Source organism: Streptomyces sp. RKAG290 (assembly GCF_023701695.1).
Classification (GTDB): Bacteria; Actinomycetota; Actinomycetes; order Streptomycetales; family Streptomycetaceae; genus Streptomyces.
Genome location: NZ_JAJOZC010000001.1, coordinates 529,740 through 548,163, shown reverse-complemented (window position 1 = coordinate 548,163; position 18,424 = coordinate 529,740). Strand labels below are relative to the sequence as shown.

The 18,424-nt window shown below is 74.4% G+C and carries 4 protein-coding genes; 2 read left to right on the top strand and 2 right to left on the bottom strand.

From position 1 onward, the window contains the following. Positions 1 to 57 precede the first annotated feature (57 nt). Positions 58 to 14,313, top strand: coding sequence for a non-ribosomal peptide synthetase (locus LNW71_RS02370; protein WP_250966688.1), 14,256 nt, complete (start codon positions 58 to 60; stop codon positions 14,311 to 14,313). Next, a complete protein-coding gene (locus LNW71_RS02365; protein WP_250966687.1) occupies positions 14,310 to 14,519 on the top strand; it encodes an MbtH family protein in 210 nt (69 codons plus the stop codon). Before LNW71_RS02370 ends, LNW71_RS02365 begins: the two co-directional genes overlap by 4 nt. Before the next feature lie 79 nt (positions 14,520 to 14,598). Here the strand turns inward: LNW71_RS02365 and LNW71_RS02360 are convergent, their stop codons facing one another. Both LNW71_RS02360 and LNW71_RS02355 read right to left on the bottom strand, forming a co-directional pair. Next, the gene (locus LNW71_RS02360; RefSeq protein WP_374119324.1) at positions 14,599 to 16,500 is read right to left on the bottom strand and encodes an ABC transporter ATP-binding protein; all 1,902 of its coding nucleotides are present in this window, start codon (positions 16,498 to 16,500) and stop codon (positions 14,599 to 14,601) included. After that, on the bottom strand, positions 16,497 to 18,194 hold the full coding sequence (locus LNW71_RS02355) for an ABC transporter ATP-binding protein (RefSeq protein ID WP_250966686.1): 1,698 nt from the start codon (positions 18,192 to 18,194) through the stop codon (positions 16,497 to 16,499). The genes LNW71_RS02360 and LNW71_RS02355 overlap by 4 nt, the downstream gene beginning before the upstream one ends. Positions 18,195 to 18,424: the final 230 nt, after the last annotated feature.

The window sequence follows — 18,424 nt, the reverse complement described above, 5'->3', positions numbered from 1 at the left end:
TCCGTACGGGACGTCCCCTCCTTGCCGTACGCCACCAGGGAAAGGCCATGAAGAACGATGTCTGACGCCGCGCCGGACCGGACACCCACTGTCGGGACACCCGTGACCGGCGGGCAGTCCGGCATCTGGCTAGCCCAGCAGATCGAGCCCGACAGCTCCGCCTACCACATCGTCTTCGCCCTGGACCTGCGCGGCGACATCGACCTCGACCGCCTCACCGCCGCCGTCCGGCAGGCCGTCGAGGAAGCCGACTGCCTGCATGTGAGCATCGCCCCGGGCGAGGGCGGCCCGCGCCAGAGCCCCACGGCCGTCTCCGTAGAGGTGCCCGTCGTCGATCTGCGCGACGCCCCGGACACCGAGAAGGCCGTCGCCGAGTGGATGGCCGCCGAACGTGAACGGCCCGTCGCCCTCGACGCGGGACCGCTCTTCGGCCAGGCGCTGCTCCGGCTCGCGGACGACCGGGTCCGCTGGTACCAGCGCTACCACCACATCGTCCTCGACGGCATGGGCGTCACCCTCCTCACCCGCCGGGCCGGCGAGCTCTACACCCTCGGCGAGCAGGCACCCGCCCGCCCCGACTGGTCCCTCACCGCGCTGGTGGACGCCGACCGGGACTACCGCGCCTCCGCGCAGCACGAGGCGGACCGCGCCTGGTGGCAGCAGCGCATGGCCGGGCGGCCCGAGCCGGTACGCCTCGTCGAGCGTGCCCCGTCCCTGATGGCACGGCGGCTGCGGCGCACCGTCGAACTCCCCGCGCAGGACGCCGAACGGCTGCGCGCCGCCGCCGCGGGCGCCGGCGTCCGGCCCTCCCGGCTGCTGGTCGCCGCCGTCGCCGCCTACCTGCACCGGGTCACGGGCGCGCAGGACCTGGTCCTCGGCCTGCCGGTTCCGGCCCGCCAGGACGCCGTGTCCGCCACCGTCCCCGGCATGGTCTCCAACATCGTCCCGCTGCGTCTGGCCGTCCGCCCCGGCACCACGGGCGCGGCCCTCGTCGCCGAGGTGCGCCAGGCGGTCTCCGAAGCGGTCGCGCACGGGCGCCACCGCGCCGAGGACCTGGCCAGGGACCTCGGCCTGGTCGACGGCGTACCGGAGCTGGTCGGCCCCACCGTCAACATCCTGCCCAGGGGCGAAGGGCTGGACTTCGCCGGGCTGGAGACCGAACTCCGCCCGGAGTGGCTCGGCCCGGTCAGTGACCTGGCCTTCGCCTTCGCCGAGAACCACGGCGGGCACGGCATCACCGTCCACCTCGACGCGGACGCGGACCTCTGCGACGAGGAGACCCTGCGCGGCCACGCACACCGCTTCCTCGCCCTGCTGAGCGCCCTCACCGAGGACCTCGACCGGCCCGTGGGCCACATCGAGCTCACCTCCGGCGCCGAACGGGACAGGCTGCTCGGCGAGTTCGCCGTGGCACCGCGCGAAGTCGCCGAACTCTCCTGGCCCGCCGCCTTCGAAGCACAGGTGCGCCGCTCGCCCGAGGCCGTCGCCCTCGTCTGCGAGGACCGCGAGCTCAGCTACGCCGCAGTCAACGCCGCCGCCAACCGGCTCGCCCGGCTCCTCACCCTGCGCGGGGTGCGGACCGCGGACGTCGTCGCCGTGGCCCTGCCGCGCTCCCCGGAACTCGTGGTGGCGCTGCTCGCGGTGATGAAGGCCGGCGCCGCCTACCTCCCGCTGGACGCCGACCACCCCCAGGACCGGACCGCGTACATGCTGTCCGACGCCGGGGCCACCACCGTCCTCACCGTGCGCGAACTCGCCGGCCACCTCCCGGCGACGGACGCCGGCCACCTCCTGCTCGACGACCCGGCCACCACGGACGCCCTCGCCGCCCTGGACGACACCGACCCGGGCACGCCGGTCGTCCTCGACCAGGCCGCGTACGTCATCTACACCTCCGGCTCCACCGGCCGCCCCAAGGGCGTGATCGTCACGCACGACGGCGTCGGCAGCCTCGTGGCCACGGCCACCGACCGGATCGGCGTCACCTCCGACAGCCGGGTGGTGCAGTTCGCCTCCGTCGGCTTCGACGTGACGGTCTGGGACCTGATCATGTCGCTGTGCGTCGGCGGCCGGATCGTCGTCGTCCCCGCCGAGCGGCGGGTCGCCGGCCCCGCCCTCACCGACTACATCGCACAGCACCGCGCCACCCACATGATCCTGCCGCCGTCGCTCGTCTCGGCGCTGCCGCAGGACTGCGAGCTGCCCGAGGGCGCCGTCCTCGTCGTCGGCACCGAAGCGGTACCGAGCGAGCTGATCGCCCGCTGGTCCGGACGGCTCCAGGTCGTCGTCGCGTACGGACTGACCGAGGCGAGCGTCAACTCCACGCTGTGGCTCGCCCGTTCCGGCCGTCCCGGCCCCACGCCCATCGGCCGGCCCGACCCCAACACCCGCACCTACGTCCTGGACGCGGCACTGCGCCCGGTCCCGGTGGGCGTCGAGGGCGAGCTGTACGTTGCCGGGCGCGGCCTCGCGCGCGGCTACCTGGGCCGCTCCGCACTGACGTCGGAGCGGTTCGTCGCCGACCCGTACGGCGAGCCGGGCACCCGGATGTACCGCACCGGCGACCGGGTCCGCTGGGGCGCCGACGGCAATCTGGAGTTCCTGGGCCGGGCCGACGGCCAGATCAAGATCCGCGGCCACCGGATCGAACCCGGCGAGATCGAGAGCGCCTTCATGGCCGGCCCCGGGATCGCCCAGGCCGCCGTCCTGGTCCGTGACGACCACCGGGGCGTCAAGCGCCTCGTCGCCTACCTGGTCGGGGAGGGCGACGCCGCCGCCACCGAGGCGGCCGTCGCCGCCGCACGGGCCCAGGTGGCGGCCGCGCTGCCGGACCACATGGTGCCGACCGCCGTCGTCGTCCTGGACGGCCCCCTTCCGCTGACCCCCAACGGCAAGCTGGACAGCCGCGCCCTGCCCGAGCCCCGCTGGACGGCGGTCAGCGGTACCGACGCGCCCGAGGGCCCGGCCGAGACCGCTCTCGCCGCACTGTTCGCGGAGCTGCTCGGGCTGCCTGCCGTGGGCGTCCGGAGCAGCTTCTTCGAACTGGGCGGCGACAGCATCGTCGCCATCCAGCTGGTCAACCGCGCCCGCGAGGCCGGTCTCACGATCAGCCCGCGCGACGTCTTCCGGCTCCGCACCGTGGCGGCGCTCGCCCGCACCGCCACCGCCACGGCGGCCCCGGCCACAGCGGTGGCCGCCGAGCTGGACGAGGACGCGCTGCCCGTGTCCCCGCTCCAGGAGGGCTTCTTCTTCCACGCCGAGTTCGACGCCCGCGCCGCTGACGGCTACGTGGTCCAGGAACTCCTCGATCTGGACGGGTCCGTCGACCCGGACCGGCTGCGACGGACCCTGCAACTACTGCTGGACCGCCACCCGTTGCTGCGCGCCTCGTTCCGCCAGCTCCCCGGCGGCGAGGTCGTCCAGCGCCTCGCCGAGGGGGTCACCCTGCCCTGGCGGGAGGCCGACACCGCCGAGACCGCACTCGACGACGTGCTCCGCGCCGACCGGGCCGAGCGCTTCGACCTGACCCGCCCGCCGCTGCTGCGCGCCACCCTCGTCCGGGACGGCCACCGGCACCGGCTGCTGCTCACCCTGCACCACATCGTCGCCGACGGCTGGTCGGTCTCCGTGCTGCTGCGCGAGCTCACCGCCGCCTACCGGGGCGAGGAACTTCCCGCACCGGCCGCCCCCCACCCGTACCTTGCGTGGCTGGCCGCCCGGGACCGGGACACCGCCCGCGACGCATGGCGCCGGGCGCTGGCCGGGCTGGAGGGGCCGACCCGGCTGTCCGCCCTGCACCCGGCGGCCGACGACGAGCACGCCCCGGCCAGGCCGGAACGGGTCGACACCCGGCTGCCGGAGGAGTTCACCGCCGAGCTCACCGCGTACGCCCGCAGCCAGGGCCTCACCCTGAGCACCGTCGTGCACGGTGTCTGGGCCCTGCTGCTCGGCGCGCTCACCGGCAGCAGCGACATCGTCTTCGGCACCACCGTGTCCGGCCGGACCACCGAGGTCGCGGGCCTGGACTCCGCGGTGGGCCTCTTCATCAACACCGTCCCCGCCAGGGTCGGCCTGCGTCCCGAGGAGTCGCTGACCGAACTGCTGCGCCGCGTCCAGGACGAGCACGCGGCGCTCCTGGACCACCAGCACCTCGGTCTGGCCGACATCCAGCGGATCGCGGGCGGCGGTGAACTCTTCGACACACTCGTGGTGTTCGAGAACCACCCGGCCGCCGGCCTGTCCGACGCGGGGGAGCCGGATGCGCTGCGCATCACCGGCACCGAGGTCATCGACGCCGTGCACTACCCCCTCGCGCTCGTCGTCGAGCCCGGCGACGGCGGACTGCTGCTGCGGTTCAAGCACGACGCGGCCCGCTTCGACCAGGTGACCGTGGCCGTCCTCGCCAACCGGTTCACCGCACTGCTGCGCACCCTGGTGGCCGAGCCGGACCGCACCGTGGCCGGGACAGGCCTGCTGTCCGAACGCGAGCACGCCTACCTCGACGAGCTGAACGCCACCGCCCGCCCCGTCCCCGAGGCCACGCTCGACTCCCTCTTCGCCGCGCAGGCGGCCCGCACCCCCGGGGCGACGGCCGTCGTCTTCGAGGACACCACCCTGAGCTACGCGGAGCTCGACCGGCGGGCCGAGGCGCTGGCCGGGCGGCTGCGGTCGCGCGGCGCGGGACCCGAGCAGTACATCGCGGTCGCGGTGCCGCGGTCGGCCGAACTGATGGTCGCGCTGCTCGGCGTCCTCAGGACGGGCGCCGCCTACCTGCCCGTCGACCTCGACTACCCCGACGAGCGGGTCGCGTTCGTGCTCGGTGACTCCGGCGCGCGCACGGTCGTGACCACCGCCGACGCGGCCGGGCGGCTGCCCGCAGTGCCGGGCCTCGACCGGCTTCTCCTGGACCGGGACGAGGATGTCCGGGGCGAGGACGTCCGCGACGCGCCCGCAGGGCACGCCGGCCCCGACCACCCGGCCTACCTGATCTACACCTCCGGCTCCACCGGCCGCCCCAAGGGCGTCGCCGTCACCCACCGGGCCGTGGTCAACCGGCTCGCCTGGATGCAGGGGGAGTACGGACTCGGCGCGGACGACCGGGTCCTGCAGAAGACCCCGGCCGCCTTCGACGTCTCGGTGTGGGAGTTCTTCTGGGCCCTGGTGGAGGGCGCGACCGTCGTCCTCGCCCGCCCCGAGGGCCACCGCGACCCGGCCTACCTGGCGGAGCTGATCCGTACCCGGCGGATCACCACACTGCACTTCGTGCCGTCCATGCTGGCCGCGTTCACCCAGACCCTGGAGAGCGCCACCGGACACCCCGACTGGGCGGCGAGCCTGCGGCGGGTGTTCTGCAGCGGCGAGGCACTCACCGGTGCCCAGGCCCGGAACTGGTCGGAGCTGACGTCCCGTTCCGGCCGGGCCCCCGTGCCGCTGCACAACCTCTACGGGCCCACCGAGGCCGCCGTGGACGTGACCTCCTTCGCCCACGACGGTGACGCCGGACCCGCCGTCCCCATCGGCCGCCCGGTGTGGAACACCCGGCTGCACGTCCTGGACCCGTTCCTGCGCCAGGTACCCGACGGGGTGCCGGGAGAGCTCTATCTCGCCGGTGTGCAGCTGGCCCGGGCCTACCACGACCGGTCCGGCACCACCGCCGAACGCTTCGTCGCCGATCCGTTCGGCGGACCGGGCGAGCGGATGTACCGCACCGGTGACCTGGTGCGGCGTCGCGCCGACGGTGCCGTCGAGTACCTCGGCCGCACCGACCGGCAGGTCAAGATCCGGGGCAACCGCATCGAACTCGGCGAGATCGAGGCCGCCCTGGCCGCGCTGCCGGGTGTCGCCCGTGCCGCCGTGATCGTGCGCGACGGCGCACTCGCCGGCTACGCCGTGCCCGCCCCCGGCACCCTGCTGGACACCGACGCCCTGCTCGCCGCGCTCACCGGCACGCTGCCCGCGCCCATGGTGCCGGGCGCCCTGGTGGCCCTGGCGGAACTGCCGCTCACCCCCAGCGGCAAGCTCGACCAGAACGCACTGCCGTCCGCCGGACCCGCCCCCCGCACCGGTGGACGAGCGCCCCGCGACGAGCGCGAGAGCGCCCTGTGCGAGATCTTCACCGCGGTGCTCGGCGTACCGGGGATCGGCGCCGACGACGACTTCTTCGTCCTCGGCGGCGACAGCCTCAGCTCGATCACGGTCGCCACCCGGGCCCGGGCGCACGGGCTGGACATCGGCCCCCGCGAGGTGTTCGAGCACCGGACCCCGGCCGCGCTCGCCGCCGCCGCGAAGACGGCCCCGGCACCGGCCGCCCCCGTTCCCGCCGCCCCCGGACCGGTCGCCCCGGCCGACGCCGTGACCGTGCCCGCCGCCGAGGCCGGCCAGGCGGCTGCCGCCCTCCAGGCCGTACTCGCCCTGCAGGAGCGGTCCGGCGCCGACGTCGACCCCGCCCTGCGGGCCCTGCTGGACCAGCTGACCTCCGCCGCGGGCACCCCGCCGGAGCCGGAGCCGGTGGCGCCCGCCCCGCTGGGCGGGCTGGTGCTCTCCCCGGAGGAGACCGACCGCGTCGCCACCACCGCCGGACACCCGGTCGCCGACATCTGGCCGCTCTCGCCGCTCCAGGAGGGCATGTACTTCCACGCCACCTACGACGCGGGCGAAGCGCTCGACGTCTACCTCTCCCAGGAGACCCTGGACTTCGACCGCCGCGTCGACGCGGACCGGCTGCGTGCGGCCTGCCGGGCGCTGCTGGCCCGCAACACCGGCCTGCGCGCCGGGTTCACCGCCGACGGACTGCCCCGCCCGGTCCAGTTCATCGTGGACGGGGCCGAGATCCCGCTCGTCGAGGAGGACCTCTCCGGGCTGCCCGCCGCGCAGCAGGTCACCCGGACCCGGGAACTGCTGGCGGCCGACCGGCGCCGGCGCTTCGACCTGTCCTCGCCCCCGCTGTGCCGGCTGCTGCTCATCCGGCTCGGCGACGGCCGGGACCGGCTCGTGGTCACCCACCACCTCATCCTGTGGGACGGCTGGTCCGCATGGCTGTTCCTGGAGGAACTGTTCACGCTGTACGAGCGTGCCGGTGACGGCACCGGACTGCCGGTGCCCGGCTCGTACCGCGACTACCTGGCCTGGCTGGACGAGCAGGACACCGGCGCCGCGCTCGCCGCCTGGCGCCGCTCGCTGTCCGGCTTCGACGAGCCGACCCTGCTCGCCCCGTCCGGACGCGACACCGGGCCGGTCATCCCGGTGGACCACGACACCGTGCTGACGGCGGAGGCCGGCGAGCTGCTCCGCGCCACCGCCCGCCGCCACGGGCTCACCCTGAACACCGTGCTGAACGCTGCCTGGGGGCTGGTGCTCTCGGCGATGACCGGCCGCGCCGACGTCGCCTTCGGCACCGCGGTCGCCGGACGGCCCGCGGACGTCCCGAACGCGGCCGGAATCATCGGGATGTTCCTCAACACCATCCCGGCACGCGTCGCGTTCAGCCCGGACGAGCCGCTGCTCGACCTGATGCGCCGGATGCAGTCCGAGCGCGCCGCCGTCATGCCGTACGAGTACGTCGGACTCGGCGCCCTCCAGCAGGAGACGGGCCACCGCCGGCTGTTCGACACCCTGTTCGTGCTCCGCTCGGCCGACGGCGAGGACCGGGCCGCCGAGCTGCGGCAGCGGCACGGCATCACCGGCATGTCCAACGTGGACGGCACGCACTTCCCGCTCACCCTCATCGTCACGCCCGGCAGCCGGCTGCGGGTCACCCTGGCGGCCAGGCCGGACCTGTTCGACGCCGAGGCCGCGACCACGATCCTCGACCGGTTCACCGCCGTGCTCGGCCGGCTCACCGAAGCCCTGGCCGGCGACGCCCCGGCCAGGACCGCCGGCGTCGACCTGCTGCTGCCGGCCGAGCGGACCGCGACGGCCGCGGCCCAGCGCACCGGCCGCGAGCCGGTGCCCGACGAGACGGTCGCCGACCTGCTCGCCGCCCAGGTCGCCCGTACGCCGGACGCCGTGGCGCTCGTCTTCGGCGGGCAGACCCTCACCTACGCCGAGCTGGACGCCCGGATCAACCGGCTCGCCCGGCTGCTGCTCGCCCGCGGGGCCGGTCCGGAGAAGGTGGTGGCGCTCGCGCTGCCGCGCTCCATCGAGATGGTGGCCGCACTCTTCGCCGTACTGCGGACCGGCGCCGCCTATCTGCCGCTCGACCTCGACCACCCCGCCGACCGGCTGCGGCTGATGGCACGGGACACCGGACCGCTGTGCCTGGTGACCACCACCGCCGTCGCCCCGTCCCTGCGTGACGAAGAGGGTCCCGTCGCCCCCGAACTCCTGCTGGACGACGCGGCCGTGGCCGCCGAGCTGGCCGCGCTCCCGGGCGAGGAGATCAGCGACGCCGAGCGGCCCGCGTTCGCGCACGGGCTGCCGGGCCGGCTGGAGCACCCCGCGTACGTCATCTACACCTCTGGCTCGACCGGCCGCCCCAAGGGCGTCGTCACCCCCTACCGCGGGCTGACGAACATGCAGTTCAACCACCAGAAGGAGATCTTCGACCCGGCCATCGCCTCGGCCGGCGGCCGGCGGCTGCGCATCGCGCACACCGTGTCGTTCGCCTTCGACATGTCCTGGGAGGAACTGCTCTGGCTCGTCGAGGGGCACGAGGTCCACGTCTGCGACGAGGAGCTGCGCCGCGACGCCGAGGCGCTGGTCGCCTACTGCGACAGCCATCGCATCGACGTGGTCAACGTGACACCCACCTACGCCCAGCTGCTCATCGAGGAGGGCCTGCTCGACCGGGACGAAGCCGCCGGAAAGCACCGTCCCGCGCTGGTCCTGCTCGGCGGTGAGGCGGTCCCCGACACGGTGTGGACCCGGCTGCGCCGCACCGAGGGCACCTACGGCTACAACCTCTACGGGCCGACCGAGTACACGATCAACACGCTCGGCGGCTCCACCGCCGACAGCGCCACCTCCACGGTCGGCGTGCCGATCCGGGGCACCCGCGCCCACGTGCTGGACCCGATGCTGCGCCCCGTCCCGCCGGGCTGCCCCGGCGAGCTGTACATCGCCGGGACCGGCCTGGCCCGCGGCTACCACGACCGGTCCGCGCTGACCTCCGAGCGGTTCGTCGCCGATCCGTTCGGCGCACCGGGCGAGCGCATGTACCGCACCGGCGACCTGGTACGCCAACGCCCGGACGGCCTGCTGGACTTCCTCGGCCGCACCGACGACCAGGTGAAGATCCGCGGTTACCGCATCGAGCTCGGCGAGATCTCCACGGCCCTGTCCGCGCACCCCGGGGTCGCGCACGCGGCGGTCGTCGTCTCCGAGCGGGCGGGCACCAAGCGCCTGGTCGGCTACGTCGTACCGGAGGAGGGCGCCGGGCACGACGACTCGCTGACCCAGCGGCTGCGCGACCACCTGAAGGCCGCACTGCCGGACTACATGGTCCCCTCCGCGCTCGTCACCCTCGACACGCTGCCGCTGACCGTCAACGGCAAACTGGACGTCAGGGCCCTGCCCGCACCCGACTTCGCCGGTACGGGCACCGGCCGCACCCCCCGCAATCCGCGGGAGGAGACGCTCTGCGCCCTGTTCGCCGAGGTGCTCGGACTGCCCACGGGCAGCGTGGGGATCGACAGCGACTTCTTCGACCTGGGCGGGCACTCCCTGCTGGCCACCCGTCTGGTCAGCAGGGCCCGCACCGCCCTCGACACCGAGCTGGCCATCCGGGACCTGTTCGAGGCGCCGACCGTCGCCGAACTCGTGGCGCGCACGGCCCGTGCCGACGGCGCCGCACGCCCGGCCCTGACCGCGGGGGAGCGGCCGGCGGAACTGCCCCTCTCCCACGCCCAGCAGCGGCTGTGGGTCATCCAGCAGATCGAGTGCACCTCGGCCGCGTACAACTTCTCGCTGGCCATGCGGTTGCGCGGCCCGCTGGACCTGCCGGCCTGGCGTGCCGCCCTCGCCGATGTGACAGGACGTCATGAGGCGCTGCGTACGGTCTTCTTCACCGCGCCGGACGGCCAGGTGCTCCAGCGGGTGCTCCCCGCCGAGCAGGCGCACCCCGTGGTGGAGTGCCTGCGGGCCACCGAGGACGAGGTGCCCGGCATCATCGACAGGGTCGTGGGCCGCCCCTTCGGCCTCGCCGCCGAACTGCTGCTGCGCGCCACCGTCGTGGAACTGGCGCCCGAGGACCACGTCGTCGTGCTGCTGATGCACCACATCACCACCGACGAGTGGTCGGACCGGCCGTTCCTGCGGGACCTGGCCACCGCCTACGCGGCGCGACTCGACGGCACGGCCCCCGACTGGGAGCCGCTGCCCGTCCAGTACGCCGACTACGCCCTGTGGCAGAACCGGCTGCTCGGCGACCCCGCCGACGAGAACAGCCTGGCCGCACGGCAGCTGGCCCACTGGCGTACGGCCCTGGCCGGCGCGCCCGAGGAGCTGGAGCTGCCCACCGACCGGCCCAGGCCCGCCCGCCCCGCTTTCTCCGGCGCCGAACTCGACATCCCCTTCGACGCACCCGTCCACCAGGGGCTCAAGCAGCTCGCCCGGGAGTCCGGCGTCAGCATGTTCATGGTGGTGCACGCGGCCGTGGCCGCCCTGCTCCACCGGATGGGCGCGGGGACGGACATCCCGCTCGGTTCCCCCATCGCGGGACGGAGCGACGAGGCGCTGGACGAACTGGTCGGGTTCTTCGTCAACACCCTGGTGCTGCGCGCCGACGTGAGCGGCGACCCCAGCTTCACCGAGCTGCTGGCCCGGGTTCGCGACACCGACCTGGCGGCGTTCTCCCACGCGGACGTGCCCTTCGAGTCGGTCGTGGAGGCGCTCAACCCGACGCGCTCCCTCTCCCGCAACCCGCTCTTCCAGGTGATGGTCGGCTACCACGCCCGCACCGGCGAGGAACTGCAACTGCCCGGTCTGCGACTGGAATTCGTGCCGTTCCGGATCCGCTCCGCCAAGTTCGACCTGGTGTTCAGCTTCACCGAGCACACCGCGCCGGACGGCGGGCCCGGCTCGCTGGGCTGCCGGCTGGAGTTCGCCACCGAGCTCTTCGACCAGGAGACCGCCGAGCGGCTCGGCGAGCGGCTGCGCACCCTGGTCGCCGCCCTCGTCGCCGCCCCCGGACAGCCCCTGTCCCGGGCCGAGATCCTGTCCGGAGCGGAGCGGCGTACGGTCCTGGAGGGGTTCAACTCCACCGCCCGGCAGGTCGACGAGCAGTCGCTGCCCGAGCTGTTCGCCCGGCGGCTCGCCGAGCGGCCCGACGCGGTCGCCGTGGTGGACCGTTCCCGCTCGGTGACGTACGCCCAGCTCGACGCCCGGGCCGACCGGATCGCCGGGCTGCTCGCCTCGCGCGGAGTGGGCGCCGAGAGCGTGGTCGGGGTGGCCGTGCCCCGGTCCGTGGACATGATCGCCACCGTGCTCGCCGTGCTGAAGCTGGGCGCCGCGTTCCTGCCGCTCGACATGGTCCACCCCGGTGACCGGCTCAGCTACATGATCGAGGACTCGGGAGCCGCCCTCGTCGTCGGCACCGAGCCGGTCGCCGGGAAGATCCCCGACGTGCCGGGCGTCCCCGTGGTCCTGCTGGACGCGCCGGACACCGCCGCGGCCATCGACGCGGCGCCGCGCACGCCGGTGCCGGGCGGGCCCGTGGGCCTGGACCAGGCCGCGTACGTGATCTACACCTCCGGTTCGACCGGCCGCCCCAAGGGGGTGGTCGTACCCCACGAGGGCATCTCCTCCCTCGTGGCGACCGCGGTCGACCGTATGGGTCTTGAACACGACAGCCGGGTGCTCCAGTTCGCCTCCACCGGCTTCGACGTCTTCGTCTTCGAGCTGGCCATGGCGCTGTGCCACGGCGGCCGCCTCGTCCTCATCACCGACGAGGCACGGGTGGCGGGACCGGCGCTGACCGGCTTCCTCGCGGACCAGCGGATCACCCACATGATCCTGCCGCCGTCCCTGGTGTCGGCGCTGCCGCCGGGCTGCGAACTGCCCGAGGGCTCGACCGTCCTGGTGGGCACCGAGACCGTGCCGCCGGACCTGTTCGACCGCTTCGGCGCCACGGCCCACCTGATCTGCGCCTACGGGCTCACCGAGGCGACGGTCAACTCGACGCTGTGGCCCGCCCGCGACCACGGTGGCAGCCCGGCGGGCCGGGTCCCCATCGGCCGGCCCGACCCCAACACCCTTGCCTACGTCCTGGACGAGCACCTGCGGCCCGTCCCGCCGGGCGTGGTGGGCGAGCTGTACGTCGCCGGGCGCGGCCTGGCCCGCGGCTACCTCGGCAAGGCGGCCCTCACCTCGGAGCGGTTCGTCGCCGACCCGTTCGGCGCACCGGGCAGCCGGATGTACCGCACCGGTGACCGCGCCCGCTGGCGCCGGGACGGCAACCTCGACTTCCTCGGCCGGGCCGACACCCAGGTGAAGGTGCGGGGCTTCCGCATCGAGCTGGGCGAGATCGAGGCGGCGCTCGCCGGACACCCCTCGGTCGCCCAGGCCGCGGTGGTCCCCGACCGGGACGGCGACATCGTCCGGCTGGTCGCCTACGCCGTGCCCGAGTCCGGCGAACCGGACCCGCAGGAGCTGCGCGCCCATGTGGCCGGGCTGCTCCCCGAGTACATGGTTCCGGCCCTGGTGGTGCCGCTGGACGGGCCGCTGCCGCTCACGCCCAACGGCAAGCTGGACCGCGCCGCGCTCCCCGCGCCCGACTGGTCCGCCATGACGGGTGACGCCCGGCCGGCGACCCGGACCCAGGCCCGGATCGCCGCACTGTTCTGCGAGATCCTGAAGCTGGACGAGGTCGGGGTGCACGACAGCTTCTTCGCGCTCGGCGGCCACTCCATGGCGTCGATGCGGCTGCTGGGCCGTATCCGCACCGAGTTCGGCGTCGAGCTGAGCATCAGGGACGTCTTCGACGCGCTCACGGTCGCCGGAATCGCCGGCGCCCTGGAGGGCGCGGCAGCCGCCCGCCCCGCACTGCGTCCCGTCGAACGGCCGGCCGAACCCGTGGCGGCCGCCCCCGTCCAGCAGTGGCAGTGGCAGTCCTGGCGCCGGAACGCCGGCGTCGACCACGCGCTGACACTGCGCTCCGCGGGCGGGCTCGACGCGGGGGTCCTCGCCGCCGCGCTCGCCGATGTGGTGGCCCGTCACGAGCCGCTGCGCACGGCGTTCACCGAGCGGGACGGCGCCCTTTACCAGCGGCCTGCCGCGGCGCCGGCGCTGATCGTGGAGTCATGTGCGGATCCGGAGGCCCGCCTTGCCGCACTCGCGGGCCGGGCAGCGGATCCGGTGGCTGAGGCGCCGCTGAGGGCGCATCTGCTCACCGGCCCCGACGGCAGCCAGGCACTGTTGCTGACCATGCACTACCTGGCTGTCGACGAGTGGTCCGTGGTCCCGCTGTTCCGCGACCTCGCCACGGCGCACGCGGCCCGCGCACAGGGCCTGGCCCCGGACTGGGCGCCGCTGCCGGTCGGTTACGGCGACTACGCGCACTGGGCGCACGAGGCCCTGGGCGACCTCGACGATCCGGACAGCCGGGGCGGGCAGCAGCTCGCCTACTGGCGCCGGACGCTCGACGACCTGCCGGGGCAGCTGGCCCTCCCGGCCGACGGCCCGCGCCCGGCCGACCCGGAACAGGCGACACGGCCCGGCGACCATGTCGGGTTCGTCCTCGACGAGGAGCTGCACGCCGCCGTGGACCGGCTGGCCCGAGCCACCGGCACCAGCATGTTCATGGTGCTCCACTCAGCCCTCGCGGCGCTGCTCACCGGCCATGGCGCGGGTACCGACCTGCCGATCGGCACCATGGTGGCGGGACGCACCGACGACCAGCTCGCCGATCTGGTCGGCTGCTTCTTCAACACGGTGGTGCTGCGCACCGACACGGCGGGCGACCCGAGCTTCGCGGAACTGCTGACCCGGGTCCGGGAGACCACGCTGAGCGCGCTCGACCGGCAGGACGTCCCGTTCGACGCCGTCGTGCGGGCCACGAACCTGCCGCCACAGGGGCCGCAGGTCATGGTGATCCACCACGAACAGGCCGACGCGCAACAGCTGGAGGGCGGCATCGGCTCGCTCGACGCCGTGCCGACCGGCGTCACCCGGGCCGAGCTGACCCTCAGCTTCTACGAGCCGCGTGGCGACGGCCCGGTGCACTGCGGCCTGATCCACGCCACCGACCTGCTGGGCACCGCCAAGGCCGGGCAACTGGTCGACGAATACCTGGAGCTGCTGCACAGCGTGGCAGCTCATCCGGAACAGCCGCTGTCCGCGCTGTTCACCGCACCGTCAAAGAGGAGTGACCACGCATGAGCACCAACCCGTTCGAGGACCCGCAGGGCAGTTTCCTGGTCCTGGTAAACGACGAGAACCAGCACTCGCTGTGGCCCTCCTTCGCCGAGGTGCCGGCCGGCTGGCGGACCGTCTTCGGCGCCGACACCCGTGAGGCGTGCCTCGCCCATGTGGAGGCCCACTGGACGGACCTGCGCCCGGCGAGCCTCGTCGCACTGCAGGGCTGAACCCACAGACGCCGCGGCCCCCGGGTGAGAACCTCTCACCCGGGGGCCGCGGCGTCCGTACTGTCCGGCGCGGACGCGATCAGTGCGTGGGGGCGCCCGCGTGGTCCGGGGCGGTGTCCTGCTGCTGCGGCACACCGTCCACCGGCTCCCGCCGGCTGTCGGACCAGGCCTCCCAGAGCTCCGCGTACCGGCCGCCCGCCGCGACCAGTTCGTCGTGGCTGCCGGTCTCCACGATCCGGCCCTCGTCGAGGACGACGACGCGGTCGGCGGTCGCCGCCTGGGGGAGCCGGTGGGCGACCACCAGACCCGTACGCCCCTCCAGCGCCCGCAGGGCCGCTTCCTCCAGGACCCGAGCGCCGGCGCTGCCCGCGTCGGCGGTGGCCTCGTCGAGGATGGCGATCGGCGGGTCCGCGAGGACCAGCCGGGCCAGTGCGAGATGCTGCGCCTGCGTCACCGTCAGACGGTGGCCGCCCTCGCCCACCACCGTGCCCAGGCCGTCGGGAAGCGCCTCGGCCCACTCCAGGGCCCCGACCCGGGACAGGGCCGCGCGCAACTCCTCGTCGGTGGCCTGCGGGCGGGCGAGGCGCAGGTCCTCGGCCAGCGGGCCCGCGAACACGTGCACCTCCTGGCTGATCAGCGTCACCGCGCGCCGTACCCCGGCGGGGCCCAGTTCGGCCACGTCGACCCCGCCGAGCGAGATCGACCCGCCGTGCGGCTCGTGGACGCCCGCGATGACCTTGGCCAGCGTGGTCTTGCCGGCGCCGCTCGCGCCGACCAGCGCCACCCGCTCCCCGCTGCGCACCGAGAGATCGACCTTCCGCAGCACGGGAGCTCCGGCGGCGTAGGCGTAACTGAGCGCGGTCACCCGCACCGAACCGTCGGCCGGAGCGCCGCCGCCCCGCACCGTGGGCTCGGCCGGGAGCTTGGACACCCCGACCAGCCGGGCGAAGCTGGCGCCCGCCGACTGCGCGTCGTCGATGAGGAACAGCGTGGCGTTGACCGGGTTGAAGAGGCTGTGGAAGTACAGGGCGGCCGCGGTGGCCGTACCGATGCTCACCGAACCGTTGTCGACCAGCAGGAAACCCGCGCCGAGCATGGTGGCCAGGCCGATGTACTCGGCCAGGTTCAGCCGCGAGAAGAAGCCGGTGACGATGTGGATGCCGCCCAGCGCGAGGTCGCGGGCCGAGGCCGAACGCTGCTCCAGCAGGGCGGTGTGCGCCCGGTTCAGCCGGAAGGCCCGTACGGTACGGACCCCGCCGACGCTGTCGAGCAGCTGGTGCTGGAGGGCGCCGGTCGCGACGCGATGCTCGGCGTACACCGGGGCGGCGCGGCGCAGGTACCAGCGCACGGACAGCACCTGCACCGGCATCGCCAGCAGGGCCGCCAGCAGGAACCGCCAGTCCAGCACGGCGAGTCCGACGAAGGTCAGCACGATGGTGAGTGCGGAACGGGTGAACTCGGGCAGGGCCTGGCGCACCGACTTCGCGATCATGGAGACGTCGCTGGTGACCCGGGAGACCAGGTCGCCCGAGCCGGCCGCCTCGACGCGCTCCAGCGGCAGCCGCAGCGCCCGCTCGATGAACTGCTCCCGCACGGCGGCGAGCACGGTCTCGCCGAGCCGGGCCACGAGCGTGCTGCCGACCGCGGCGGCGGCGCCGCGCACCAGTGCCACCACGATGAGCAGCACCAGCGGTGTCGTCAGCGCCCGCGACCCCCGCTCCTGCACCACCAGGTCGACGATGTGACCGAGCAGTGGAGCGGTCAGCAGGCCGATTCCGGTCCCGGCGACCAGGACGGTGGCGGCTGCCGCGGTGAGCCGGCGGTGGCCGCGCAGCATGGTGCGCAGCGCCGCCAGGCTCTCCGCACCGCTTGCCGTCGGCAGCAGCGCACGGTCCGGGCCCGGTGTGCTCATGGCCGCTTCCCCCTCTTCTTGCGCACGGGTGTCCGTCTCCTCGGCGTGTTCTTCGTACGTGGTCGTCATGCGAGCACCGCCGCGCGGTACCGCTCGTCGGCGGCGACGAGTTCGGCGTGATGGCCGGAGGCGGTCACGGTGCCCTCGTCGAGGACCACGACCCGGTCGGTCACCGCGAGAAGGGCCGGGCTGGTCGTGATGAGCACGGTGGTCCGGCCCCGGCGGACCTCGCGCAGCCGGGCGGCGATCCGGGACTCGGTGACGGTGTCCACGGCGGTGGTCGGGTCGTGCAGCACCAGTACGGCGCTGTCGGCGGCGAGGGCCCGGGCCAGCGCGACCCGCTGCCGCTGCCCGCCGGACAGCGACCGGCCGCGTTCGGCGAGCACGGTGTCCCCGCCGTCGGGCAGCAGCCGGGCGACCTCGTCCGCCGCCGACGCGGCGAGTGCCTCGTCGACCGCGGCCGGCACGTCTGCGGCGCCTGCCCGCACGTTGTCCAGCAGGCTGGTCTCGAACAGGTCGGCGTCGTGGTGGGCGACCAGGACGGCGCGGCGGAGCCCGTCGGGGGCGAGCTCGGTCAGCGGTACGCCGTCGAGCTCGATCAGACCCCCGGCCGGATCGGTCTCCCTGGCCAGGCAGAGCAGCAGGTCGCCGGCGGCGGCCGGGTCCCCGGTGACCACTCCGATCAGCTCGCCCGCCCGGATGTCGAGATCAACCCCCCGGAGCGAGCCGAGCCGCACTCCGCGCAGCCGCAGGGCCCCGGCCGGTGCGTCGGCCGGCGCCGACTCGCCGCCCTCGACGGCCGCGGGCGCGGCGAGCACCTCGGCGATCCGCCGTGCGGAGGCGCGGCCCTGGGCGAACTCGGCGTTGACATAGGTGAGCAGCTGGAAGGGACCGAGCAGGAACTGCGCGAGCCCGACCGCCGCCACCAGGTCGCCGATGCTGATGCTGCCGCGCATGGCGAGATAGGCGCCCACGATGCCGATGACCGCGATGAAGACACCCGTCAAGGAGAGGACGGCGCCCTCGTGCCCGGCCCGGCTGCGGGCCGCCCGCAGCGCCGCGGCGAGCGAGTCCTGGCTGGTGGTGCGGTAGCGAGCCACGGCGGCCGACTCGGCGCCCATGCCCTTGAGGACGCGCAGTCCGGCGACCAGGTCGGCGGCGACACCCGAGGCGTGCGCGGCCCGCTCCTGTTCGGTCTCGCTGCGTCGTTCGAGCGGCCGGCTGATGCGGTGTCCGAGCCACAGGAGCGGGGGGATGCCCAGCAGGACGAGCAGCCCGAGCGGCACCGAGATCCTCAGCAGCGCCACCGAGCTGACCACCAGGGCGGCGGTCGCCGCGACCCCGTACGCCAGGACGGTCGCCACCGAGCCGACCCGGCGGGCGTCGTTGGTGGCGATGCTGGTGAGCGCGCCCGGCAGCCGGTTCGCGTCGGCGCCGCCGCGCGGGTCGAGCACCCGGGCGCCGAGCTCCATCCGGAGCCGGTGCGCGGCCTGTTCACCCGCGCCCTCGGCGAGCCTGGCGCTGGTGCGGTAGCAGTTCGACAGCACCAGGAACAGCCCGGCGAGGACCAGGAGCCAGCGCAGCAGCGCGTGGGACGAGCCGGTGGCCACCGCCGTGTCGATGGCGGCGCCGATGACGACGGGCACCATGGCCTCGCACCCCTGGTGCGCGGTGCCGAGCAGGGACGCGGTGACGACGCGTCGCCGTTGCCCCCTGATCGCTCTGCGGAGGACGTGCCCCCCGGTCGGTCCTCCACCTGGCATGCGGGCCTCCGCGAAGAGTCTGGGAAAGTTAGGTAAGGCTACTCTAAATGGCTGACCTCCATGTCTTCGCCGTCGGGGCGTCCCCGGTCGCGGCGGTGTGTGCGTCATTTCGCGGACGGGGGGCCCGCGTTGACCGAGCGGTACTGTTCGGTTAGCCTCACCTAAGTTAAAATCGGGCTTTCGCGCCACGTCGTGGGGCCCCATCGCTCGCGGTACACCTGAACCGCCGT

Excerpts from the sequence above, each read along its gene's own strand:
- LNW71_RS02370 (WP_250966688.1), top strand. The coding sequence starts at position 58 with ATGTCTGACGCCGCGCCGGACCGGACACCCACTGTCGGGACACCCGTG.
- LNW71_RS02365 (WP_250966687.1), top strand. The coding sequence starts at position 14,310 with ATGAGCACCAACCCGTTCGAGGACCCGCAGGGCAGTTTCCTGGTCCTG.
- LNW71_RS02360 (WP_374119324.1), bottom strand. The coding sequence starts at position 16,500 with ATGACGACCACGTACGAAGAACACGCCGAGGAGACGGACACCCGTGCG.
- LNW71_RS02355 (WP_250966686.1), bottom strand. The coding sequence starts at position 18,194 with ATGCCAGGTGGAGGACCGACCGGGGGGCACGTCCTCCGCAGAGCGATC.